Origin of the sequence: Planctomonas sp. JC2975, from assembly GCF_012985205.1 — a bacterium.
Taxonomy (GTDB): Bacteria; Actinomycetota; Actinomycetes; order Actinomycetales; family Microbacteriaceae; genus Humibacter.
In genome coordinates this window covers 1,631,665-1,655,151 of sequence record NZ_JABEKS010000001.1, presented here as the reverse complement: position 1 = coordinate 1,655,151, position 23,487 = coordinate 1,631,665, and the positions used below count along the sequence as shown (strand labels likewise).

18 protein-coding genes are annotated in these 23,487 nt (G+C 67.8%); 10 read left to right on the top strand and 8 right to left on the bottom strand.

Translation table 11 applies throughout. The features are described 5' to 3' along the window. Nucleotides 1-4 precede the first annotated feature (4 nt). Entirely contained in the window at nucleotides 5-2,206 is a 2,202-nt protein-coding gene (locus tag HII28_RS07655; RefSeq protein WP_170024855.1) for an NADP-dependent isocitrate dehydrogenase, read from the bottom strand. A gap of 138 nt (nucleotides 2,207-2,344) precedes the next feature. Further along, the gene (locus HII28_RS07650) at nucleotides 2,345-2,758 is read right to left on the bottom strand and encodes a hypothetical protein (RefSeq protein ID WP_170024854.1); all 414 of its coding nucleotides are present in this window, start codon (nucleotides 2,756-2,758) and stop codon (nucleotides 2,345-2,347) included. A gap of 200 nt (nucleotides 2,759-2,958) precedes the next feature. Here HII28_RS07650 and HII28_RS07645 point away from each other — a divergent pair, with 200 nt between their 5' ends. The 6 genes from HII28_RS07645 to HII28_RS07620 all read left to right on the top strand — a co-directional run bounded on the left by HII28_RS07645 (nucleotide 2,959) and on the right by HII28_RS07620 (nucleotide 12,152). After that, entirely contained in the window at nucleotides 2,959-4,182 is a 1,224-nt protein-coding gene (locus HII28_RS07645) for an ROK family protein (protein ID WP_170024853.1), read from the top strand. Nucleotides 4,183-4,309: 127 nt separating this feature from the next. Beyond that, nucleotides 4,310-5,656, top strand: a complete 1,347-nt coding sequence (locus HII28_RS07640; RefSeq protein ID WP_170024852.1) for an extracellular solute-binding protein — start codon at nucleotides 4,310-4,312, stop codon at nucleotides 5,654-5,656. A gap of 124 nt (nucleotides 5,657-5,780) precedes the next feature. Then, the gene (locus HII28_RS07635; RefSeq protein ID WP_240977675.1) at nucleotides 5,781-6,605 is read left to right on the top strand and encodes a sugar ABC transporter permease; all 825 of its coding nucleotides are present in this window, start codon (nucleotides 5,781-5,783) and stop codon (nucleotides 6,603-6,605) included. 1 nt (nucleotide 6,606) lies between these two features. Then, nucleotides 6,607-7,461 carry a carbohydrate ABC transporter permease gene (locus HII28_RS07630; protein WP_170024850.1) on the top strand — a complete coding sequence of 285 codons (855 nt, stop codon included), beginning with the start codon at nucleotides 6,607-6,609 and terminating at the stop codon, nucleotides 7,459-7,461. Between the two features lie 89 nt (nucleotides 7,462-7,550). Continuing rightward, complete coding sequence (locus HII28_RS07625) at nucleotides 7,551-10,589, top strand: glycoside hydrolase family 38 C-terminal domain-containing protein (protein ID WP_170024849.1); 3,039 nt, start codon at nucleotides 7,551-7,553, stop codon at nucleotides 10,587-10,589. A gap of 255 nt (nucleotides 10,590-10,844) precedes the next feature. Continuing rightward, entirely contained in the window at nucleotides 10,845-12,152 is a 1,308-nt protein-coding gene (locus HII28_RS07620) for an acyltransferase (protein WP_170024848.1), read from the top strand. 119 nt (nucleotides 12,153-12,271) lie between these two features. Here HII28_RS07620 and HII28_RS07615 read toward each other — a convergent pair whose 3' ends face one another. After that, nucleotides 12,272-12,823, bottom strand: coding sequence for an AAA family ATPase (locus HII28_RS07615; protein ID WP_170024847.1), 552 nt, complete (start codon nucleotides 12,821-12,823; stop codon nucleotides 12,272-12,274). A gap of 108 nt (nucleotides 12,824-12,931) precedes the next feature. On the opposite strand from HII28_RS07615, the gene HII28_RS07610 reads away from it, so the two are divergent. Beyond that, complete coding sequence (locus HII28_RS07610; protein ID WP_170024846.1) at nucleotides 12,932-14,917, top strand: FUSC family protein; 1,986 nt, start codon at nucleotides 12,932-12,934, stop codon at nucleotides 14,915-14,917. 120 nt (nucleotides 14,918-15,037) lie between these two features. Continuing rightward, nucleotides 15,038-15,655 carry a bifunctional 4-hydroxy-2-oxoglutarate aldolase/2-dehydro-3-deoxy-phosphogluconate aldolase gene (locus tag HII28_RS07605; protein WP_170024845.1) on the top strand — a complete coding sequence of 206 codons (618 nt, stop codon included), beginning with the start codon at nucleotides 15,038-15,040 and terminating at the stop codon, nucleotides 15,653-15,655. 9 nt (nucleotides 15,656-15,664) lie between these two features. Here HII28_RS07605 and HII28_RS07600 read toward each other — a convergent pair whose 3' ends face one another. Continuing rightward, a complete protein-coding gene (locus tag HII28_RS07600) occupies nucleotides 15,665-16,180 on the bottom strand; it encodes a GNAT family protein (protein ID WP_170024844.1) in 516 nt (171 codons plus the stop codon). A gap of 84 nt (nucleotides 16,181-16,264) precedes the next feature. On the opposite strand from HII28_RS07600, the gene HII28_RS07595 reads away from it, so the two are divergent. Continuing rightward, entirely contained in the window at nucleotides 16,265-18,265 is a 2,001-nt protein-coding gene (locus HII28_RS07595; protein ID WP_205864598.1) for a beta-N-acetylhexosaminidase, read from the top strand. Nucleotides 18,266-18,347: 82 nt separating this feature from the next. Here the strand turns inward: HII28_RS07595 and HII28_RS07590 are convergent, their stop codons facing one another. Together HII28_RS07590 and HII28_RS07585 are read right to left on the bottom strand one after the other, a co-directional pair. Then, nucleotides 18,348-19,175 (bottom strand): NAD(P)-dependent oxidoreductase, encoded by an 828-nt coding sequence (locus HII28_RS07590; RefSeq protein ID WP_170024843.1) that lies wholly within the window; start codon nucleotides 19,173-19,175, stop codon nucleotides 18,348-18,350. Nucleotides 19,176-19,227: 52 nt separating this feature from the next. Continuing rightward, a complete protein-coding gene (locus HII28_RS07585) occupies nucleotides 19,228-19,995 on the bottom strand; it encodes an enoyl-CoA hydratase/isomerase family protein (RefSeq protein ID WP_170024842.1) in 768 nt (255 codons plus the stop codon). Between the two features lie 374 nt (nucleotides 19,996-20,369). Here HII28_RS07585 and HII28_RS07580 point away from each other — a divergent pair, with 374 nt between their 5' ends. Next, nucleotides 20,370-21,404: a PrsW family glutamic-type intramembrane protease gene (locus HII28_RS07580; protein ID WP_170024841.1), complete on the top strand. Its 1,035-nt coding sequence runs from the start codon at nucleotides 20,370-20,372 to the stop codon at nucleotides 21,402-21,404. 185 nt (nucleotides 21,405-21,589) lie between these two features. Here HII28_RS07580 and HII28_RS07575 read toward each other — a convergent pair whose 3' ends face one another. Both HII28_RS07575 and HII28_RS07570 read right to left on the bottom strand, forming a co-directional pair. Further along, entirely contained in the window at nucleotides 21,590-22,501 is a 912-nt protein-coding gene (locus HII28_RS07575; RefSeq protein WP_170024840.1) for a carbohydrate ABC transporter permease, read from the bottom strand. Continuing rightward, nucleotides 22,498-23,472 (bottom strand): sugar ABC transporter permease, encoded by a 975-nt coding sequence (locus HII28_RS07570; RefSeq protein ID WP_170024839.1) that lies wholly within the window; start codon nucleotides 23,470-23,472, stop codon nucleotides 22,498-22,500. The genes HII28_RS07575 and HII28_RS07570 overlap by 4 nt, the downstream gene beginning before the upstream one ends. Between the last annotated feature and the right edge of the window lie 15 nt (nucleotides 23,473-23,487).

Here is a 23,487-nt window from a genome sequence, read left to right as displayed (position 1 = left end):
CGAACTACAGCGCCGCGAGCGCCTCGTTGAACGTGGCCGACGGGCGCATCACGGCACTCGCCTTGGCCGGGTCGGGCAGGTAGTACCCGCCGACGTCGGCAGGCTTGCCCTGAACGGCGATCAGCTCGTCGACGATGGTCTGCTCGTTCGACGTGAGCGCCTCGGCGAGCGGGGCGAAAACGGCGGCGAGGGCGGCGTCATCCGTCTGCTTCGCGAGCTCCTGAGCCCAGTAGAGGGCCAGGTAGAAGTGCGAACCGCGGTTGTCGAGAGTGCCGAGCTTGCGGCCGGGGCTGCGATCCTCGTCGAGGAACGTCGCTGTGGCCCGATCGAGCGTGTCCGCCAGTACCTGAGCGGCGGGCACGCCGGCGAAGTCCGCGTACTTCTCGAACGACGGCACGAGAGCAAAGAACTCGCCGAGCGAGTCCCAGCGCAGGTAGTCCTCCTGCACGAGTTGCTGCACGTGCTTCGGAGCGGATCCGCCTGCGCCCGTCTCGAACAGGCCGCCGCCTGCGATGAGCGGCACGACCGAGAGCATCTTGGCCGAGGTGCCCAGCTCCAGGATCGGGAAGAGGTCGGTGTTGTAGTCGCGCAGCACGTTGCCGGTCACCGAAATGGTGTCCTCGCCCTTGCGCATGCGCTCCAGCGAGTAGGCCGTGGCCAGCTCGGGGGCGAGCACGTCGATCGTGAGGTCGCTCACGTCACCGACCAGATCGGAATCCGCGAGATAGGTGCGCACCTTCTGGATGATCTGCGCATCGTGCGCCCGCGTCTCGTCCAGCCAGAAGATGGCGGGCGTGCCCGTGGCGCGAGCGCGGCCGACGGCCAGCTTGACCCAGTCGCGGATCGGGATGTCCTTGGTCTGGCAGGCACGCCAGATGTCGCCGGGCTCGACCTCGTGCTCGAGCAGCACGTCGCCCGCCCGGTTCAGAACCTTGACGGTGCCGGCCACCGGGATCTCGAACGTCTTGTTGTGCGAGCCGTACTCCTCGGCGGCCTGCGCCATGAGGCCGACGTTCGAGACGGAGCCGATGGTGGCGGGGTCGAGCGGGCCGTTCTTCTTCACGTCCTCGATGACCGTGGCGTAGACGCCGGCGTAGGAGGAGTCGGGGATGACGGCGAGCGTGTCCGCCTCATCGCCCTCGCCGTCCCAGAGCTTGCCGCCGTTGCGGATGAGCGCCGGCATCGAGGCGTCGACGATCACGTCGGACGGCACGTGCAGGTTGGTGATGCCCTTGTCCGAGTTGACGTACGAGAGACGCGGGCCAGCGGCGAGTGCAGCGTCGAAGGCCTCGCGGATCTCGGCACCGTTCGGCAGGGCGTCAAGACCGGCGAGGATGGCGCCAAGGCCGTCGTTCGCGCTGAGGCCGGCCGCCTTCAGCTCCGTTCCGTACTTCGCGAACACGTCGACGAAGAACGCGCGCACGACGTGGCCGAAGATGATCGGGTCGGAGACCTTCATCATGGTGGCCTTGAGGTGTACGGAGAAGAGCACGTCCTCGGCCTTGGCCGTGGCGAGCGCGTTGGCCAGGAACGCGTCGAGGTTCGCAGCGGACATCACCGTCGCGTCGACGACCTCGCCTGCCTTGACGGGCAACGACTCGAGGAGCACGTTCTGCTCGCGGTCCGCGGTCTCGAGCACGATCGTGAGCGTGTCGTCGTCTGCGAGCGTGACGGACTTCTCGTTGCTCTTGAAGTCGTGCTCGCCCATCGTCGCGACGGACGTCTTGGATCCCTCGCCGAACGCCTTGTTCACGTGCGGGTGCTTCTTCGCGTACGACTTCACCGAGAACGGTGCGCGGCGGTCGGAGTTGCCCTGGCGCAGCACCGGGTTCACGACGGATCCGATCACCTTGAAGTACTTGGCGCGGATCTCGGCCTCTGCGTCGTTCGACGGCGAGTCCGGATAGTCCGGGATGTCGTAGCCCTTCTCCTGCAGCTCCTTGATCGCGGCCTTCAGCTGCGGGATGGATGCGGAGATGTTCGGCAGCTTGACGATGTTGGCCGCCGGGGAGCCGGTGAGCTCGCCGAGCTCGGTCAGGGCGTCGTCTGCGAGGTCGAACTGGGCGAGGATGCGCCCTGCGACGGAGATGTCGCGCGTCTCGAACTCGATGCCTGCCTTCTCCGCATACGCGGAGACGATGGGCAGGAAGGAGTACGTCGCCAGAAGCGGCGCCTCATCGGTGTGGGTGTAGATGATCTTTGCCATCGCGCTGGGCACGCTCCTATCGGCGGAAAATCGGCGGAATCAATCTTGACGTCAAGATAAATTGTCTCGCTTAGACGATACCCGACAGGCGTGACGGCGTCGAAACGAGCCGGGTGCACGAAGAGGCTCGCCCTCGCGTCATTCGCAGAGCGATTTCGCCTGATCGGCGGCGTCCAGCAGGGCGGTCTTGTCGGCGCTCAGCTTCGCACCGTCAGCGGATGCCGGGTCGTCGGCCGACTTCTGCAGGTCGGCGGCGAGCGTTCTCAGGGCGGAGGTGATGGCATCCGACTTCGTTTTCACGTCCGCATCCCGCACGTCCTTCATCTGCGAGTCGAACGCGTCCTCGGCCTTGGTGACCGTCGCTGCGGCGGCCGCCGGATCCGCCGCGTCCGCGGAGAAGTCCGCCTCAGCATCCTTCAACTGCGTGGCGGCGACGGCCAGGCGCGAGCACGCGACCGTCCGGTTGAGCCCGTTCACGACCGAGCAGCCGGACAGCGGAACGACGATCGCTGCGGCGGCGAGCAGCCCGATGATGCGGTGTGCGGTCGTCACGCGATCCTCCTCGTTGTGCCCGACGCCCTGCCGCGACCCTGCAACGGTAGCTGGCGGGCGGGCGAGGGGACAGAGCTCGCAGGGAACCGGATGCAAAGGCCCCGATCGGGGGCGTCGCTCCGTGGCCGGCTCCGCCGATGCGAACGGTAGTCTCATGCACACCGAGCGAGCGGCGGTGTCGCCGAGTGAGGACGAGTGCGATGCGGGCGGGCACGAATCTTCCCGCCGTCGGAGGCTACAACCAGGCGGTCGTCATGGACGCCGTTCGTCGCTCCGCCGACGGGGTGAGTCGCGTCGAGGTGGCGACGAGCACGGGCCTGTCCGCGCAGACCGTGACGAACGTCGTTCGTCGTCTGATCGACGACGGGCTCATCGTGGAGGACGGCACACGGGCGACCGGAGTCGGGAAGCCGCGGACGATCCTGCGGCTGCAGCCGCGCGGAAGGCTCGCTCTCGGGGTGCACCTCGATCCGTCCGTGATCACCGTCGTGCTGCTCGATCTGGCGGGATCCGTCGTCGCGCATCGCACCATTCCCACGCCATTATCGGCCACGGCGCCCAAGACACTGCAGCGCATCGTGCGGGCGGCATCCACCCTTCTCACGACGGCCGGAATCGAACCGTCGAGGATCATCGGCCTGGGGATCGCCGCGCCAGGGCCCGTCGACGTCGACACGGGAGTCGTGCTGGATCCGCCGCTGCTGCCCGGATGGCGCAATGTGCCAGTGCGAGACGAACTCGCCGAGCGCCTCGGACTGCCGGTGCTGCTCGAGAAGGACGTGACGGCCGCCGCGGTCGCCGAGCTTTGGATGGACACCGACGGGCAGCGCAACAACATGCTGTTCTTCTACTACGGAACAGGCGTCGGCGCGGGGATCGTGGTGCACGGCGAGGTCGTCCGCGGTTCATCCAACAACGCTGGCGACATCGGCAACATGGTGGTCGGCGGCCAGCCAGGCGATCCGGGTCATCGCCGCTGGCGTCTCGGCGACGCCGTGCTTCCGCGCTTCCTGGTGGCCGACGCCATCGAGCGCGGCATCCTCGACGGCGACGCCAGGTCGATGACGACCGCAGAGGTGAGAGCGGCCTTCACGCGACTGGCGGATGCCCGCACCAGCGACGAGCGCGCAGCATCCCTGCTGAGGGCCGTCGCGGAGGACACCGCAGTGTCGCTCGTCACCCTGGTGAACGCCCTCGACGTCGACCATGTGGTGTTCGGCGGCCCCTTCTTCGCCCCGCTGCGGGACTACCTGCTGGCGACGGTGCCGCCATTGGTCAACGGATCTCCGATCATGGTGATGCCGCATCCGATCACGTTCACCGAGTCGGCGATCGGGGAGGACGTCACCGCGATCGGCGCGGCGTGCCTGGTGCTCGATCACGCGCTGACGCCGAAGCCCGCCGGGCTCTTGATCCGACGCTGACGATCTGGCGGACGCTTCGGCGCGGCGGCGACAATCTCCTTGACGGCAATAAATCCAAATGATTTAGTAAGTCTGGCCCTGGCGGGTGAGGCCTGGGCATCCATGCACCATGAGGCAAAGGAGCATCATGAAACGGATCCTCTCCGTGCTCGCCGTCGGCGTCGTCGCCGCTGCAGCACTGGCCGGCTGCTCGTCGAGCGGCGGCGGAAGCGACAAGGTCATCAAGGTCGCGTACCAGAAGTTCGGGAACTTCACCCAGATGGACACCCAGATGAAGGCCGTCGCCAAGCAGTTCGAGGCGGCGAACAAGGGCTACACGGTGAAGCTCATTCCCATTCAGGCAGCGGAGAACGACTACTACACGAAGCTGTCGCTCATGAACAAGTCGGCGTCCACCGCTCCCGACGTGTCGTACGAGGACACCTTCCTCATCAAGGCGGATGCCGCGGCCGGGTACCTGGCACCCCTCGACGGTTACGTGAAGTCGTGGGGCGACTGGTCGCAGTTCCCGGCCAACGCCAAGCAGGCGGGCCAGGGGGAGGACGGCAAGCTCTACGGCATCTCCATGGGAACCGACACGCGCGGGCTCTGGTACAACAAGGACGTCCTGAAGAAGGCGGGCATCGACGTGCCTTGGCAGCCGACATCGTGGCAGCAGGTGCTCGATGCGGCCAAGAAGATCAAGTCGGCGGAGCCGGATGTCACGCCGCTGAACGTCTATTCGGGCAAGGGCGCAGGCGAGGGCTCGACGATGCAGGGCTTCGAGATGCTCCTCTATGGCACGAAGGACACGCTCTACGACGCCTCGAGCAAGAAGTGGATCGCGGGATCGAAGGGATTCACCGACTCGCTCGACGTGATCAAGCAGGTGTACCAGGGCGGCCTCGGGCCGACAGTGCAGAATGCGCTCGACCCCAACTTCGGCAATGAGGTCCCTCAGCTGCTGTCTCAGGGCAAGATGGGCATCGACCTCGACGGGTCGTGGCTTTCCAGCAACTGGATCAAGGGCGGCGCCGTGCCGTGGTCGGACTGGAACTCGGTGATGGGCGAGACGCCCATGCCGACGCAGGAAGGCGCATCGCCGGGATCGACGAGCATGTCCGGCGGATGGACGCTGGCGCTCGGCGCCAAGTCCGCCAACAAGCAGGCGGCCTGGAACTTCATCAAGCTCGCACTGAACAAGGACAACTCGCTGGCCTACGACGTCGCTGCCACCCAGATCGCCGTGCGGTCGGATGTCGCTGCCGACTCGAAGTACGTGAATGCGAATCCGACGAACAAGTTCTTCTCGGGCTTGGTCAAGTCGACGCACTTCCGTCCCGCGACGACGGTGTACCCGCAGGTGTCGAACAACATCCAGGTGGCGATGGAATCCGTCATGACGGGACAGCAGACTCCTGAACAGGCAGCCAAGGTGTACGACCAGGCGTTGCCCGGAGTGGTCGGCGGCGCTAAGAACGTGACGACCAAGTAGCGGGCCGATGACGTCGCTCACGCAATCGGTGGCGACGGGAACTCCGCGGCGGGGAGGGGCATCCTCTCCCCGCCGGCGGCGTTTCGGTCGCTCGTTCGGACGGGCCGTTCCGCTCATCCCGGCCATGGTGCTCGTCGCACTCTTCCTCGCCGGACCGGTGATCGAGGCGTTCTACGGATCCTTCACCGACATGGCGCTCACGGGCGCCGCCGCCCAGAACACCACGTTCGTCGGTCTCGACAACTACATTCAGCTGGTCCAGGACCCGAGCTTCTGGCAATCGGTCGTACTGACCATCGTGTTCGTCGTCGGCAGCGCGATCATCGGACAGAACGTGCTCGGACTGGCGCTGGCGATGCTCATGCGCAACGGCCAGCGGGTGGTGCGCGGCGTCGTCGGCACCCTGGTGATCACCGCCTGGATTCTGCCGGAGGTCGTCGCCGCGTTCGCCTCGTACGCGTTCTTCAACAGCACCGGAACCTTCAACGAGATCCTCGGGATCGTGGGCATCAAGGGTCCCGACTGGCTGTACACCTTCCCGATGCTCGCCGTGATCCTCGCGAACGTCTGGCGGGGAACGGCGTTCTCGATGATGGTGTACTCGGCCGCGATCAGCGATGTTCCCGAGGAGGTCACCGAGTCCGCCGAGATCGACGGTGCCGGGGGATTCAAGCGGCTGATCTACATCACGCTGCCGATGATCCGACGCAGCATCTCGACCAACCTCATGCTGACCACGCTGCAGACGCTGAGCGTGTTCGGTCTCATCTACGTGATGACGGCCGGCGGCCCTGGAACGGCCAGTTCCACACTGCCCGTGCTCGCGTACCAGGAGGCCTTCAAGTTCTCGCAGCTCGGGCTCGGCACCGCCATCGCGGTGGTCATGCTCATCATCGGCGCGGTGTTCTCGATCATCTACATCCGCGCACTCAAGCCGGAGGTCGACTGACATGTCGCGCACCACTGCGATCGCTTTGACCGCGCCGTCCGGCCGCGCGCTGCGCGGGGTCTCGAACACCGTGCTCGTCGTGATCGGCATCTGCTTCGCGCTGCCGCTCGCGTGGCTCCTGCTCGCGTCGTTCGACGGCTCGGCGCTCCTGACCGTGAAGTGGCCCGCGCCGTTCACCTTCGACAACTTCGCTGCCGTGCTCACGCCCGGCCTGGCGTACGTGCCGCTCTGGAACAGCACCCTGATCTCCGCGGGATGCGCCATCATCACGGTGGTCGTCGCGGTGCTCGCCGCCTACCCGCTGTCGCGCTACCGGCTGCGGATCAACAAGCCGTTCATGTACGGGATCCTCTTCGGAACGTGCCTTCCCATCACCGCCATGATGGTGCCGGTCTACAACCTGTTCGTCTCGCTCAATCTGCTCGATTCCGTGTGGGGGACCATCCTCTTCATGTCGGCGACGAGCCTGCCGATGGCCATCTGGATGATGAAGAACTTCATGGACTCCGTGCCCGTCACCCTCGAGGAAGCGGCCTGGACCGACGGGGCCTCCATGATGTCGACGCTGACCAGGGTCGTCGTCCCGCTGATGCGACCGGGCATCGCAGTGGTGTTCATCTTCGTGTTCGTGCAGGCGTGGGGGAACTTCTTCATCCCGTTCGTCCTCCTGCTCAGCCCGGAGAAGCAGCCTGCGGCCGTGAGCATCTACGCGTTCTTCGGGCAGTACGGGGCCGTCGCCTACGGCAAGCTCGCCGCCTTCTCCCTCGTCTACTCGGTTCCCGTGCTCGCGCTCTACGTCTTCACGTCTCGGGCGCTCGGTGGAGGGTCGGCGCTGGCGGGGGCCGTGAAGGGGTGAGAATGACTCACTGAATACGTCGAGCATCCCGTTCCCGTCCCGACCACCCGACCGAATCGCACACACCCCGACGCACCTAGGAGCACCACGTGCACGACGATTCGCGCCTCGTCCTCGAGCGCATCAACCGATTTCTCGCCGAGCGCATCACGCCGGCCGTCTACCGGGAGCGCATCCCGCTGAGCCTGACCGCATGGGAGGCGCCGGATGAGCCGGTCCCGTTCGCGGAGGCCGTCGAGCATCCGTTCGTGCCCATTGCGCCCGGCGCACTGTGGGGGAAGCCGTGGGGCACCACATGGTTCCGCGTGACGGGAACCGTTCCGGATGCCTGGCATGCGGCATCCGCTGAGCCGGAAGGTGACGACGAAGGGGCCGCGCTCGCGGCCGAGCTGGTCGTCGACCTCGGGTTCACCAATGCGCAGCCGGGCTTCCAGGCAGAGGGACTCATCTACACGCCTGACGGAGTGGTCGTGAAGGCGGTAGAGCCGTTCAACACGGCCGTTCCCGTCGATGCCTTCACGTCGGGTTCCGAAGTGGACATCTACCTCGAGGCCGCCTCGAACCCCGACGTCGGATTCCCCTGGGACTGGCAGCCGACGCCGTTGGGCGACAAGGCGACGGCGGGATCCGCTCCCCTTTATGTTCTGCGCGGAATCGACCTCGGACTCCGCGACGTCACCGTATGGGAGTTGGAGCGCGACATCATCACGCTCCTCGGGCTGCATGCCCAGCTGCCCGCGGCGTCCAACCGCGGTGCGCAGATCCTGCGCGCCCTGGAGCGGATGTGCGACGAGATGGATCCGCACGACGTCGCAGGAAGCGCCGCCACCGGCCGCGAGGCGCTCGCAGGCGTGCTCGCCGTCGAGGCCGCCGCCAGTGCGCACCACATCACGGCGGTCGGACACGCCCATATCGACTCGGCGTGGCTGTGGCCGACGCGGGAGACGATCCGCAAGTGCGCGCGCACCTTCTCGAACGTGCTGGCACTCATGGACCGGGATCCGGACTTCGTGTTCGCCTGCTCGTCCGCCCAGCAGTACGCGTGGGTGAAGGAGTTCTATCCGGAGCTGTTCGAACGCATCCGCGTGCGCGTCGCCGAGGGGAGGTTCGTGCCCGTCGGCGGCATGTGGGTGGAGTCCGACACCAACATGGTGGGCGGCGAGGCGATGGTGCGGCAGTTCGTGGCCGGTCAGGGATTCTTCCAGCGCGAGTTCGGCATCCGCGCCACCACCGGATGGCTGCCCGACTCCTTCGGATACACCGGAGCCCTGCCGCAGCTCCTGGCGGGTGCCGGCATCGCACAGTTCCTCACGCAGAAGATCTCGTGGAACGACACCGACCGGTTCCCGCACCACACCTTCCTGTGGGAGGGCATCGACGGCACGCGCATGTTCACGCACTTCCCGCCGATGGACACGTACAACTCCGACCTGTCGCAAGGCGAGCTGGCGCTGTCCGACCGGCAGTACGCCGAGAAGGGCGCGGCGAACTCGTCGCTGGCGCTCTTCGGTCACGGCGACGGCGGTGGCGGACCGACGCGCGAGATGATCGCGGCTGGACGCAGGGCGCGTTCGCTCGACGGGTCGCCGACCGTGGAACTCGGCACGCCGGAATCGTTCTTCGCGCGGGCGAAAGCCGAGTACGAGCATCCGCCTGTCTGGTCGGGGGAGCTGTACTTGGAGCTGCACCGCGGCACCTACACGTCGCAGGCGCGCACGAAGCAGGGCAACCGGCGAAGCGAGCACCTGCTGCGCGAGGCAGAGCTGTGGGCGGCGACGGCGGCCGTGCGCACGGGTGCCGAGTACCCGTACGACGCGCTCGCCGCGGCGTGGAGCACGGTGCTGCTGCAGCAGTTCCACGACATCCTGCCCGGGTCGTCGATCGCGTGGGTGCACCGCGAGGCGGAGCGCAACTACGCCGTCGTGGCAGAGCACGTCGGCGAACTGGTGGACGAGGCGCTGACGGCGCTCGCGCCCAGCGGGGCGTCCGAGGCGGGGATCCTCGTCAATGCCGCACCGGTCGCCGTTCGCGGCGTGTCCGCGCTGGGTGCAGGGTCGCCGGATCCTGCACCGCAGACATCCGTGCACCGCGACGGCGACACCGTGGTGCTGGAGAACGCTCGGGCCCGCTTCGTCCTCGACGCACGCGGACGCGTGGTCTCGGCTGTCGACGTGCGCAGCGGACGCGACGCGATCGCGCCGGGCGAGTCGGCCGGCTTGCAGCTCTTCCGCGACACCCCGACCAAGTGGGACGCGTGGGACGTCGACGAGTTCTACCGCAGGCACGGGCACGACCTCGATGGCGATGTGACGCTCGAGGCCGACGAGGCGCGTGCCGCGGTGCGGGTCTCACGTCGCTTCGGCGCGTCGGGCATCGACCAGGAGTTCGCGCTCGCGCCCGACACTGCAACGCTCGAAATCACCACCAGTGTCGACTGGCACGAGCGCCAGTCGATGCTGAAGTTCGCGTTCCCGCTCGACGTCCGGGCCGACCGTGCCGCGAGCGAAGTGCAGTTCGGACACGTGCACCGACCGACGCACGAGAACACGTCGTGGGACGCCGCCCGGTTCGAGACGTCCGCGCACCGCTGGGTGCACGTGGGGGAGCCGGGCTTTGGGGTGGCCGTCGCCAACGACTCCATGTACGGGCACGACGTCTCGCGGAGGACGCGTCGCGGTGGCGGCACCTTGACCCTCGTCCGGCAGTCGCTGCTCCGTGCGCCGCTCTTCCCGGATCCGGAAGCCGATCAGGGCGAGCACGTCGTGCGCTCCTCACTCACGGTCGGGGCGGAGATCGCGGATGCCATCGCTGCCGGCTATGCGCTGAACCTCCCGCTGCGCACGGCCGCTGCCCCCATCGAACCGCTCGTGTCGATCGAGGGCGACGGCGTGCTCGTCGAGGCCGTGAAGCTTGCTGAGGACCGCTCGGGCGACGTCATCGTCCGTGTGTACGAGGCGCTGGGGCGCCGCACGACGGCGACCGTGCACTTCGGCTTCTCCGTGGCATCCGTCGTCCAGACGGATCTGCTGGAGGACGAACTCGCCGCGCCGGACGGGTTCGAGTCAGCGACGAACGGGTTGGCGCTGCGTCCGTTCCAGGTGGTGACGCTGCGGGTGCGGAGGGGCTGACGAACGCGGGCATGGCCCGCGTTCGGGGGACACGGAGGTTGGCTGGATAGCGTCGGTTTGATGAGATCGGCAACGAAATCATCGGCCGCGCCGTCCCGCGAACATGCTCGGACACCCGTCCGACACCCTGCAGAAGGGCCCGTGGAGTCGTGCGGCGGCAGCCCGGGCGAGTCGCGTTCCGGGTCCCGCGATGGCGCAACGAGCGCGGCAGCGGAGACGTCGCGTACTGGCACCGATGCGGGGCATCGGCCGCCCGTGGCCGACCACAACGTCAGGCTGCGGTCCCTGGACGGTCTCCGGGGTGTTGCGGCGGCGATCGTTCTGCTCCACCACCTGTCGATGACCATCCCGTCGGTGTCGAACGGATACGACAGTCCCGCAAACCTCGTGCCCTTCTCGCTCGCCTGGTGGCTGGTGGCGACGCCGTTGAAGGTGTTCGTCGCCGGTCCGGAGTTCGTGCTCGTGTTCTTCGTGCTCAGCGGGTTCGTTCTCGCACTTCCGCCCCTGAAGCTTCGTTCTCGGCCGCGGCCGGCGGCAGGGGCGACCGCAGCCTCGAAGGGTTCGCAACCGCGTGAGGATCCCGGGGCGCCGAACGCGAGCAGCGGCTACGACTGGTGGGGGTACTACCCGCGGCGCATCCTCCGACTCGGCATCCCCGTGGTCGCGTCCATGGCGCTCGCCTGCGTCGTGATCACCGTGTTCCCGCATCGGTCAGGGGCAGGCGACGGATCATGGCTGGCGAGGCAGGCACATCCCGACACCAGCGCCCACAACCTCTGGACGGAGTCGTTGCTGATCGTCGACCCCAGTCATCCGTCCGTCAATCCACCTCTCTGGTCGCTCACCTGGGAGATGTGGTTCTCGCTGCTGCTGCCGCTCGTCGTGCTGCTGGCGCTGTGGAGCCGCCGGATGCCGCTGGCCTCCGGTGCGCTCCTCACCGGCATCAGCGTCTACGGATATCTCGCCCACATCGAGGCGGCCCAGTATCTGCCGGCCTTCGCGCTCGGATCGCTGCTGGGAGCGAACGGCGACCGGATTCGTGCGTTCGTCGAGCGCAGCCGCGACCATCGGGCGGCCACGCCGGTGTTCGTCGCGATCCTCGTCTCGGGTCCGTTGCTGTCGATCTGCTCGTGGCTGCTTCGGCCCGTCGTCCATGGGGAGGGCTACGACCTGACGATGGCCATGCGCGTGCCGGGGGCGCTTCTGCTGGTCGCCGCCGTGGCGTTCTGGCCGGCCGCCGGCCGCATCTTCGCGGCGCGACCTTTCGCAGCTCTGGGCGCGATCAGCTTCAGCCTCTACCTGGTGCACTCGCCGATCGTCGTGCTCTTCGGCCTCGACTTCACCGGCTCCCGGTGGTGGATCGGCGCCGCATTCGCCCTGTTGACCAGCTTCGCGTTGGCGATCGGGATGTACCTGCTCGTCGAGCGCCCTTCACGGCGGCTCGCCGGCTGGGCCGGGAAGCGGGGGGCGGCGATGGCCGCTGCCCTCACGCGTCCGATGGACGTGGCGGCGGACCTGGATGCGGAGCGCAGGCTGCTGGTGGCGGAGCGGGTGCTGGCGTGAGCCGCGGGTGCGGAGCCGACACCGGCGAATGTCGGTACGGATGCGCGACGGCGCACCGGGTCAAGGCGACCGGGTAGGTCGATCCAGGGGGTGAGTGGCCGGGCGTTGTCGTGACGCGGTCAGTCCGTCGCCTCTGCCACGGCTGCCTCCAGCATCGACAGACGCTCGCTCCGGCCGCCGACGATCTCGACTACTCGCGGCCGGCCGCCGATCAGATCGGGGTCGTCGATCAGCTCGAGCAGCATGTCGTTCATGGCGTCGCGCAGTTCCAGACCCTCTTCAGGATCGACCGCGATCGGGTCGGAGGTCGTCAGCGGAAGTACCACGAGCAGGTCGACGGTGCTGAGCGCCTCTCTGGTGACCGACGTCCACTGCTCGAGCCGATCCGACGAGGCGGAGGATCCCGTCAACTCCTCGAGAGCCAGGAGATACGCGAGGAAGTCGAGCGGGCCACGCTCCGCGATGAGGTTCCCCTCGAACTCGTCGGAACGGAGCCGATCCGCCGCCACGCGAAGCTGCGCCGCGAACATCGCCGGACCCGGGCCGTCCCAGGTCTCATCGATGAGATCGAACGGGTCAGGCAGCACGGCGAAGTCCGGATGGCGGAGCGCGAAGTCGGAGATCAGGGTGCTCTTTCCGCTCGCATGAGTTCCAGAAACGACGATCCGCATCCTGCGACAGTAATCCGGCCTCGCGACGAGACGGCGACTCGTTCGGAATTCTCCGCTCGGTCCGTCGCCATCCGCCGCCTCGTGTCGGGCGCGGGTACCGTGTGACTCATGTCGACACCCCCGGGAGCGCCCTCCAGCTCCTGGGTCCGTGAACTCGTCAGGGGCCGGAAAGCGGCCATCCCGTGGGATCTCGCCGCCATCACCGCCGTCGCCGTGGCTGTTCCGGTCGGAATCTCCCTTGCGGTGATGCAGGGCGACCCGGCCATCCTCGGCCTCGGCGTGCTGACCTCGATGGGGGCGCTCATCGCGTCGATCTCGGACCGCGGCGGTCCTGCGGTCGATCGGGTTCGCCGCATCGTCGTCACGGCGGTCTTCGCCGCTATCGGTCTGACAGCGGGATCCCTGGCCCTCGGCAACGACGTCGCCACCGTTGCCGTCGTGGTGCTGGCGGCGCTGGTCTCCGGGATCGCCGGCGTGATCAGTGCCAATGCGTCCCAGGCGGCGCTGCAGTTCCTGGTCTACGCCATTGTCGGCAGCGGCATCGACTTCGGCCTGCGTCCGCTCTGGCTGGCGCCGCTCGTGCTGCTCTGCGGGGCGGCGTGGCGGCTGGCTCTGACCGGCATCGCCATCCTCGTGGATCGCCGCCCGCGGGTTCCGGAGCGGGCGGCTGTGGCATCCGTCTACTCGGCTGTGGCGGCGCAGCTCGACGCGGCAGGCTCCGCCGAGGCGGACGCGGCCCGTCGGGATGTGACGACGGCGCTCAACCAGGCTTTCGACCTCATGGTCTCCGCGCGCACCACCCTTGCCGGACGGGATCCGCGCTGGCGCTCGCTCGTGACGCTGTTGAACGCCGCGACGCCGGTCGTCGAGGCCGTGACGGCCGTCGTCACCGAGGGCGAGCGCGTGCCACCGACGGTTCCGAACGCACTGCGCGCCATCGCGCGTTCGATCGAGGACCCCTCCGCCCCGCCACCCGTCCTGCCGCCGCCCGACCGCACCACTCCTGGCAGGGCGGCGCTGGCGTCATCGCTGCGTCTCGTTGGCTCGCTGCTCTCCGGCGACGATCCCGTCACCACGACCGTCGCGATCCAGCGGCCGGATACCATCGGCCTGCCGCGCGTGAGTCCTCGCGATCGCCTGCGCACGGCTCTCGACCACCTCACGAGCGGCAGCGAGACCTGGTTCGCCGTGCTGCGACTGGTGGTGTGCGTCGCCGTCGCGGAGGCGATCAGCGTGCTTCTGCCGCTGGAGCGCCCCTACTGGATCACGCTCACCGTGGCCGTCGTCATGAAGCCGGACTTCGGATCCGTGTTCGCGCGCGCCGTGCAGCGCGGCGTCGGCACGGTGGTCGGCGTGCTGATCGGCGCGGCCGTCGTCGTGTTCGTCCCTCTCGGATGGCCGCAGGTGCTTGCGCTCGCCCTTCTCGCCGGTGGGATGCCCGTCGCGATCCGCCGCAACTACGGCCTCTTCTCCATCTTCATCACGCCGGTGATCGTCATCCTGCTGGAGCTCGCGCACGGAGACGACACGGGGCTCATCGTGAGCCGGGTCACTGACACGCTCATCGGCAGCGCGATCGTCATTCTCTTCGGCTATCTGCCGTGGCCGTCGACCTGGCGGTCGGCCAGACATCTCGGCGGCCGGGTCGCGGAGGTCGCGGCCGACGTCGGTTGGTACCTCGGCGTCGCGCTCGCGCCGCGCGGTGCCGACGACTCGGCGGCCCGGAAGCCGGATGCCCGGGACCGTTCCGCAGCCCGCCGCGCCACCTATCGTCGCCTGTCCGACCTGCGCACGCTCGTGCAGCAGACCTTGGCGGAACCCCCTCCGATCAGCACGGCAGCTGCGTCCTGGTGGCCGGAGATCGTCGCTCTGGAGCGGGTGACGGATGCCATCACCTCGACGGCCATCCGCGCAGCCCAGACCCGCACCGTTGCCGATCCGGATGCCGTCGCCGGACTCGGTGCTGCACTCGCAGACCTGTCGTCGGCGATCCGGGAGGGCAGGGCGCCCGGCATGCTCGCGCTCTCGGAGGACCCGCTGCTGGAGCCGGTGAGCGACGAGATCGGTGCGGCAAGGGCGGTGCTGGCGTCCTGATCGACGCGAACGGAACGCCGGAGCGATGCGAGGTCGACCCTGCCGCCCGTCCGGACTACCGTTTCAGCAGCGACGTTGCAGTGGCGAAGTTCAGTGGCGACGTTCCAAGAGGGAGACGACATGGCGGAGATCGACATCATCGGCGGCGATCGGGCGATGGCGCTCATCCGCGCCAGCGTGATCCCGGATGCCGCGGCTCTCGCCGACACGCTCGTCGAGGGCGGCATCCACGCGATCGAGTTCACGTTCACGACGCCCGACGTCGAGACGCACATCGCCCGCGCAACGTCGCGCGAAACAGGTGCGCTCGTCGGTGCGGGCAGCGTGCTCACGCCGGCGCAGGCGCGCAGCGCGCTGGACGCGGGCGCGCACTTCATCGCGACGCCAGGCCTCAGCCCGCAGATCGCGGAGATCGCGGCAGAGGCATCCGTGCCACTCATGATGGGCGCGTTCACGCCGAGCGAGATCATGCAGGCCCTGGCACTCGGCGTGTGGGCCGTGAAGGTGTTCCCGGCTCAGACCGCGGGGCCCGATCATTTCCGGCACCTGCTCGGGCCGATGCCGATGGCGCGACTCATCGCATCAGGAGGCATCGTGGCCGAGAACGCGCGTTCGTTCCTCAACGCGGGCTCGTATGCGGTCACCGCGGGATCCTCGGTGGTGCCTGCGGAGTCGCTGGCGGCTTCGGATTGGGACGACATCCGACGGCGAGCAGGCGAGTTCGCCGCGGCGCTCTGACGGCGAGGGCTAGCCGAGTGTCGCCAGGTCGAATCGCCACGCGTTGACCTTGATCGGCACGCCTTTCGGGTACTCGAAGTCCTCGACACCGGTCAACTCGAACCCGGCCGCGGAGGCAAGACCATTCGACGGTCCGTTGTCGATGCGGGGGAACGCGTAGACGAAGCGCCGATCCCGTCGTCCTGCTGCGTGCAGCAGCGCGAGCCGGATGGCCTTTCCTGCGTACCCGTTGCCCTGCTGCCCTGGAACGATGGCCCAGCTGCACTCGTAGACGGCCTCGCCGTCGTGCTCGGTGTCCCAGTACGCGACGGTGCCGACCGGCTCGTGCTCGCCGGCCACGTGCACGGTGAACGGATGCGCAACCCCCTCCGCCTGTTCACGCAGGTAGAGCGCGTGCCGCCTCAGCAGCCTCTCCTCGCCCTCCGAACCGCCGAGGTACGTGTTCATCTCCGGCACGTCGTTGCGCACCAGCACGGGGTAATCGTCGACCGTCCACGGTCGGATCGAGACGGCTGCGGCTTCCATCCCTTCGACACTATGTGCGGGCACCGACTCCGTCAGCCTGAGGAACGGCACAGACCCCATGAGAAACCTGGAAAACTAGTGACCATGCTGCTTCCGCGTCCGAGCGCCCTCACCATAGGAGAGGGTGCCTTCGAACTCTCCCGCATCACTCGAATCACGGCACCTGCGGAACTGGCGGGCGCGACGTCGTGGCTGCAGAACGCGCTGCGTCCGGCAACGGGGTTCCCCGTCGAGACGGGACCGAACGGCGCGATCGTCCTGGAATGGAACCCGGAGCTGGAGCCCGAGGGCTACACGCTCGAGGTGACACCGGTCGACATCCGCATCTCGGGCGGCGGACCCGCCGGCGTCTTCTACGGATGCCAGTCCCTGGTGCAACTGCTGCCCCCGCAGATCTATCGCAGGGGGCGCGTGCTCGGCGTGGCATGGACGGTGCCGGTGGTGAGCATCCAGGATGCGCCGCGGTTCCGCTGGCGGGGCGCGATGCTCGACGTCGCGCGGCACTTCATGCCCAAGCACGACGTGCTCAGGTTCATCGACCTGATGGCGATGCACCGGCTGAACACGCTGCACCTGCACCTCACGGACGACCAGGGCTGGCGCGTCGAGGTGAAGAAGTATCCGAAGCTCACGGAGGTCGGATCCTGGCGGCGCGAGAGCCAGCTGGGCGCAGCCTCCTACTCTCGCGGCGACTCCCGCCCGCACGGCGGTTTCTACACCCAGGACGACCTGCGCGAGATCGTCGGGTACGCAACGGATCGCGCCATCAACGTGGTGCCGGAGATCGACTCTCCCGGACACACGCAGGCCGCCATCGCCGCCTACCCGGAGCTGGGGCTCGCCCGCGAGGAGAGCGAATCGCTGGGCGTGTGGACACGGTGGGGCATCGACGACAACGTCATCAACCTCGAGGAGTCCACCGTCGACTTCTTCACCGACGTGCTCGACGAGGTGATGGAGATCTTCCCGTCGCCGTTCATCGGCGTGGGCGGCGACGAGTGCCCGAAGAACGGATGGCGTCTCGACGAGCGCACGCAGCGGCGCAAGGAGGAGTTGGGGCTCGACAACGAAGACGAGCTCCAGGCCTGGTTCATCGGTCGTCTCGACGACCACCTCTCCCGTCGCGGGCGTCGCCTGTTCGGCTGGGACGAGATTCTCGAGGGCGGCACGAAGAAACTCGGCACCGGCGCGACGGTGGCGTCGTGGCGGGGCATGGCAGGAGCGGTGGCCGCGGCCAAGGCCGGACACGACGTGGTCTCCTGTCCCGACGACCAGGTCTACCTCGACTACCGGCAGTCGGACCGCACGGAAGAGCCGATCCCCGTCGGCACCGTGCTGACCATCTCGGATGTCTACCGCTTCGACCCCGTGCCACAGGAGCTCACACCCGAAGAGGCCGTTCACGTGCTCGGCGGTCAGGGCAACATCTGGACCGAGCACATGGACTCGCCGCGCACCGTCGACTACTTCGCGTTCCCGCGGCTGTCCGCGCTCGCCGAAGCGCTCTGGTTCGACGGCGAGCGCGACTACGACGACTTCCTCTTCCGTCTCGACCAGCACCTGCTGCGGCTGGACGCGATCGGCGTCGAGTACCGGCACTCCAGCGGTCCTCTGCCGTGGCAGCAGCGCCCTGGTGTCACCGGCCGGGCCCAGACCCCGCAGCAGCGCGCGTCCTATTTCAACCCGCTGACCGCCAAGATCAGCGGTGAGGTCGGCACGAGTACTGCCGGCGGATCCGGCAGCCTGCTCGGCGACTTCGGCGCCAGCTGGCTCGGCTCGTCTGCGACGCAAGGCCTCGGTTCGTCATCGTCATCGTCATCGTCATCGGCCTCGACGTCGGGGCTCGGCGCGTCGTCGGCTCCGGGTCTCGGTGCGTCGGCATCCACAGAGACGCCCGCCGTTCCCGAGCCGTCGGAATCCTCCGATTCGACGGATTCCGAGGACTCGGCCCCGTCGTCCCGTCCGGCCAAGTCGTCACGCTGGGCGAGGCCGTCGGGTTCGTCCGGCCTGCTGGGCTCGCTGGGCTTCTCGCGGTCGTCGAAGTCGGACGACGACCAGAACGGGGACGATCCGTCCGATCGCTGACCCGATTCATCGAGTACACGACGAAACGGATGCCCGGCTCCCAGAGGAGTGGGGCATCCGTTGCGCAGCGGAGCGGTACTGCTTAGAGGAAGATGTCGGGGAAGAGGTCGCTCTCCGGCACGCCGGGGGAGTACTTCGCGAGATCGGTGATGCCGGCATCGGCGAGCACGTCCTCGACGACGAGCGAGCGACCCGTGTAGTCGCGCGAGGGCTTGATGAGCACCTCGTGTGCGGCATCCGCGTAGATTTCGGGCCTGCGGCTCCTGGCCAGCAGCTGCTCGCCGCCCAGGATGTTGCCGACCGCCGCTGTCTTGATGGTCGTGCGCGGCCACAGCGTATTGGCGGCGATGCCGTCGCGTGCGAACTCCGCAGCGAGGCCGAGTGTGACCATGCTCATGCCGTATTTGGCGAGCGTGTAGCCGGTGTGGGCGCCGAGCCATTTCGGATCGAGGTTGATCGGAGGGCTGAGCGAGAGGATGTGCGGATTGAACCCGTTCTTCAGGTGCGGGATCGCAGCACGCGACAGCATGAACGTGCCGCGCACGTTCACGTCCTGCATGAGGTCGTAGCGCTTCGGATCCAGGTCGAGCGTGCGAGAGAGGTTGATGACGCTCGCGTTGTTCACGACGATGTCGATGCCGCCGAACTCCGCGACGGTCGCTTCGACAGCACGGGCGATGTCCTCGTCGCTGCGCACGTCGCCGACGATCGGGAGTGCGCGCCCGCCTGCGGCGCGGATCTCCTCCGCCGCGGTGTGGATGGTTCCCGGGAGCCGGGGATCCGGCGTGTCCGTCTTCGCGAGCAGCGCCACGTTGGCACCGTCGCGTGCGGCCCGCACCGCGATGGCCAGGCCGATGCCCCGGCTGCCGCCGGACATCAGGATCGTGCGGCCCTCGAGCGTGTTCGTCATGTGGGTGTCTCCTCGGATCGTCTCAGGGATGGCGGATGGCCGAGCGGATGCGTCAGCGCGAGGACCGCGCGGCGAAGGCTGCGATGCGGGCACGGGCCTCCGGAGTCTCGAAGGCCGCGCCGATCGTGCGGGCCTCGTCGTCCAGCGACGCCGCGTAGTCCCTGTTGCGGCCGCTGCGCACGAGCCGCTTGGCCTGGCCGTACGCACCGGTTGCGCCGGAGGTCCAGCGGTCGGCGACGGCGCGGGCGCGCGCCGAGAGCTCGTCGGCCGGTACCACCTCTGCCACGAGGCCCCAGTCCAGTGCCTCGGCTGCGGTCAGTGAGCGATCGCTGAGCAGCAACTGCAGTGCGCGCCGGGAGCCGATGGCCTGCGGCAGGAGCGTGCTGACACCGCAGTCGGGGGTGAGTCCGATGTCGGCGTACTTCGAGACGAAGGACGCTGCGTCGCTGGCCACGATGTAGTCCGCCGTCAGCATGAAGCCGAGGCCGCCGCCTGCGACCACGCCCTGCACTGCGGCGACGATCGGCTTCGGCGTTTCGGCGAAGACGCGATGCCCTTCGTGGATGACGTCGGCGTGGCCCGCGACCGCGTCGCCGTCGCCGCCCATGGAACCCATCGCCATGACGTCACCGCCCGCGCAGAAGGCGGGGCCGGCGGCGTCGAACAGCACCGCGCGGATGTCGTCGCGATCCGCCACCTCGTGCGCCAGGTCGCGCCAGCGTCTTGCGGCCACGTCGTCGATGGCATTCAGCCGATCAGGACGGTTCAGGGTGATGTGCGCAAGGCCGTCGGAGACCTCGAACAGGATCGTGTCGCTCATGTGTCCGCCTTCGTTCTCGTACGCCGACGGCGCAAGGACTCTCGATGCTGTGCGCTGGGCCGTGCGCGGCGCCGCGCGAAGCGAGTGGATGCGAGTCGCCACCGGCGTACGAACCAGGTCGTCGGCCGGTGTCACCGCTGTCTTGCACCGTACCCTCGCGAGAGTCGGGACCCCAGTCGCTGCACGCTGCACACAGCGGTCGGCGGGCAGAGGGGCGGCTCGTTGTAGGCATCCGCACGACTGGCCGGGGCGAGCTGCACGAGGCGAACGCCACGGCGGATGCACGCCGATATCACCCGGAACAGCCGATGGCCGTGCGGAAACGGTGGGACAGGCTGTGCGTGCGGGCGTGCCTCGCGCGAGGGGGGACAGTGATGAGTGGAACACCGGATGCCGCGCCCGACACGGGTGCACGGGCCGGCGGGGCGGCGGCCGTTCCGGCGCCGCAACAGGTCGCGACGCCGAATGCCGCAGACCAGGCTCCGCAGAGCGTGACACCGACCGTGCAGCCGGCCGCACCGGGCGGATCGCACGCGAAGCCGAAGCGTCACGGCTGGTGGTGGAAAACGCTCCTCGGTGGAGTCGCGCTGTGGATCATCGCCGCTGCCGTCACTTTCGGAACGCAGAACACGAACCTGGTGCCGACCGTGATCCTGCTCGGCAGCTTCCTTGTTCCGTTCAGCGTCGTGATGTACGCCTCGGAGCGCACGGAGGGCAACCTCGACATGACGCGACTGATCCTGGCGTTCTTCATCGGCGGCGTCTTCGGTGTGCTGGGTGCTTCCATCCTGGAAGTGAACCTGCAGCCCTCCTGGTACATGTACCTGGGCATCGGCGCCATCGAGGAGTTCTGCAAGGGAGCGGTGTTCGTGGTGATCGGCCTCGCGGTGCGTCCGAAGAACGGACACCAGGGCGCGCTGCTCGGCGCCGTCGTCGGTGCCGGATTCGCCGCCTTCGAGTCGGCCGGCTACGCGTTCAACGCCGGCCTGACCCGGCACGGGATCGATCTGCTCTCCATGTTGCAGACGGAAGCGGTCCGTGGAGTGCTCACACCCGTCGGGCACGTGCTCTGGACCGCGATCCTCGGCGCCGCGATCTTCGCCGCGATCGGCAGGACCGCGAAGTGGTGGGCGGTCGTCATCGCGTTCGTCGCCGTCGCCGTGCTGCACTCGCTGTGGGATTCGATGAGCTTCATCGCCACCCTCCTCGCCGTGGAGTTCACCGGCGGGGCGGTCAAGCAGCTCTCCTACGGCCTTCTGCTGCCGGCCACCGCCGAGTCCATATCGAGCCTCGCCCAGGTCTTGTACGTGGTCGGACTCATCGTGATCTCGGTGATCGGCATTCTCGTGCTGTCGATCTGGGGGCGCAGGCCGAAGCGTCCGAGACCAGCTGCGCCCGCCGCGGTCTGAACGCCATCACCGGAGGGTTCTGGTCTGCGTACGCTGCGGCGGCCCCGGCTGAGAGCGCGGAGATGCAGAACGCCGCCGTGCGGAGAATCGGCGCGACACGCCGGCCAGCCGCCTGAGTGGGCGACGTGTCGCGTCGAGTCCCCGCGCGGCGGCGCAGGAGCCCGGAATCGGAGAGCTCGGTCCGGTCAGCCCTTCACGGCGCCGGCCGACATGCCGGAGACGAGGTTGCGCTGAATGATGAGGAAGAACACGACGACCGGCAGCGAGAACAGCACGGATGCCGCCATCTGCCCGCCGAAGTCCGTTCCGGTCGTCGGCGTGGTGAACGACACCAGCCATACCGGGAGCGTGTACATCGACTGGTCGCTCATGAACGTGTACGCGACGAGGTAGTCGTTCCACGCGGCGATGAACGCGAAGATGCTGGTCGCGATGATCCCCGGCGTGACGAGCGGGAACAGCACGCTCCACAGGATGCGGAACTCGCTCGCTCCATCGATGCGGGCAGCCTCTTCCAGCTCGACAGGGATGGCCACGAAGAACCCGCGCATCACCCAGATGGAGAACGGAAGTGTCGCTGCCACATAGGCGAGGATCAGGCCGAAGTAGTTGTTCGTGAGCCCGAGGTTGTTGAACACGAGGAACTGCGGGATGAGCAGCGCGGTCCCTGGGAGCATCTGCACCGCAAGGATGACGACGAGGATGGTCCTCCTTCCTCTGAACCGGAACCGGGACAGCGCGGCGGAGGCAAGCGCACCGAGCGCGATGGCCACGATCAGCGTGCCGACGACGACGATCACGCTGTTGCGCAGGTTGAGGAGGAAGTCGCTCTCGGTGAACGCCGCGATGAAGTTCGACAGCGTGGGGGAGTGCGGGAAGAAGATCGGGGTCGACGACATGACCTCGTTGCGAGGCTTGAACGCCGTGTTGATCATCCAGTAGACGGGGAAGATCCACACCACGCTGAAGACGACGGCGATGACGTTGGAGACGATGCGAGGGCGCTTGCCGCGCTTCGCCTTCGTGACCACGCGATCCGCAGTCTCCTCGACGGCACCGGCCTCAGCCGTTGCGACGGGTTCGACGATGGTGCTCATAGGTCCTCTCCCGATCGGAGCAGGTTGCGGATGTAGAAGGCCGTAACGACCAGCAGCATGATCGTCGTGACGACGGTAATGGCCGATCCGGTGCCCACCTGGGTGCCGACGAACGCGGTCTTGTACGCGAAGATGCCGAGTGTCGCCGTCGCGTTGTTGGGGCCGCCCTGCGAGACCAGCCAGATCTGGTTGAACACGTTGAAGTCCCAGATCACCGACAGGATCGTCATGAGCAGCAGGGTCGGGCGCAGGAACGTGAGCACGATCGAGAAGTAGATCTTCGCCTCGCCCGCACCGTCGAGGCGTGCGGCTTCGAGGTACGCCGGATCCACCTGGGTCTGCGCCGCGTAGAGCGTGAGCGCGATCAGCGGAACGCCGCCCCACACGATCAGCAGCCAGATGCACACGTAGGCGAGGAACGGATTGTTCGACCACGCCACGTTCGTCATGTCGCCGAACAGATGCGTCTGGGTGAGCAGCCAGTTGACGACGCCGTACCCGGGCTGGAACAACCAGTTCCAGACCTGGCTGGATGCCACGGTCGGCATGGCCCAGGCGAAGATCATCACGACGGTGACCACGTAGCGCATCACGGTGCCGAGCCGCGTGAGCAGCTGAGCCATCCCCATGCCGATCACGATCGTTCCCACCACCATGGCGGCCGTGAAGAGCAGCGTGCGCACGACCGACCACCAGAAGTCGGGGTCGGCGAAGATCTTCGTGTACTGGTCGAAACCGATGAAGTCGAACGCGCCGGTGAACAGCGAGCGCTGGTTGTAGTCGGTGAACGAGGTGAAGACCAGGAACGCGATCGGCACGAGCACGAGGGCGATCATCACCAGTCCGGCCGGCGTCAGCAGCCAGAGCGGGAAGAGTCGGGAACCGTTGCGGCGGGGCGGACGCGGCTGCCGCGGGGAGACCGCGGCAGCCGTGCCCTCGCCTGCAACGAGCGTTGCAGAGGGAGAACTCATCGTTTGTCCGTTGAG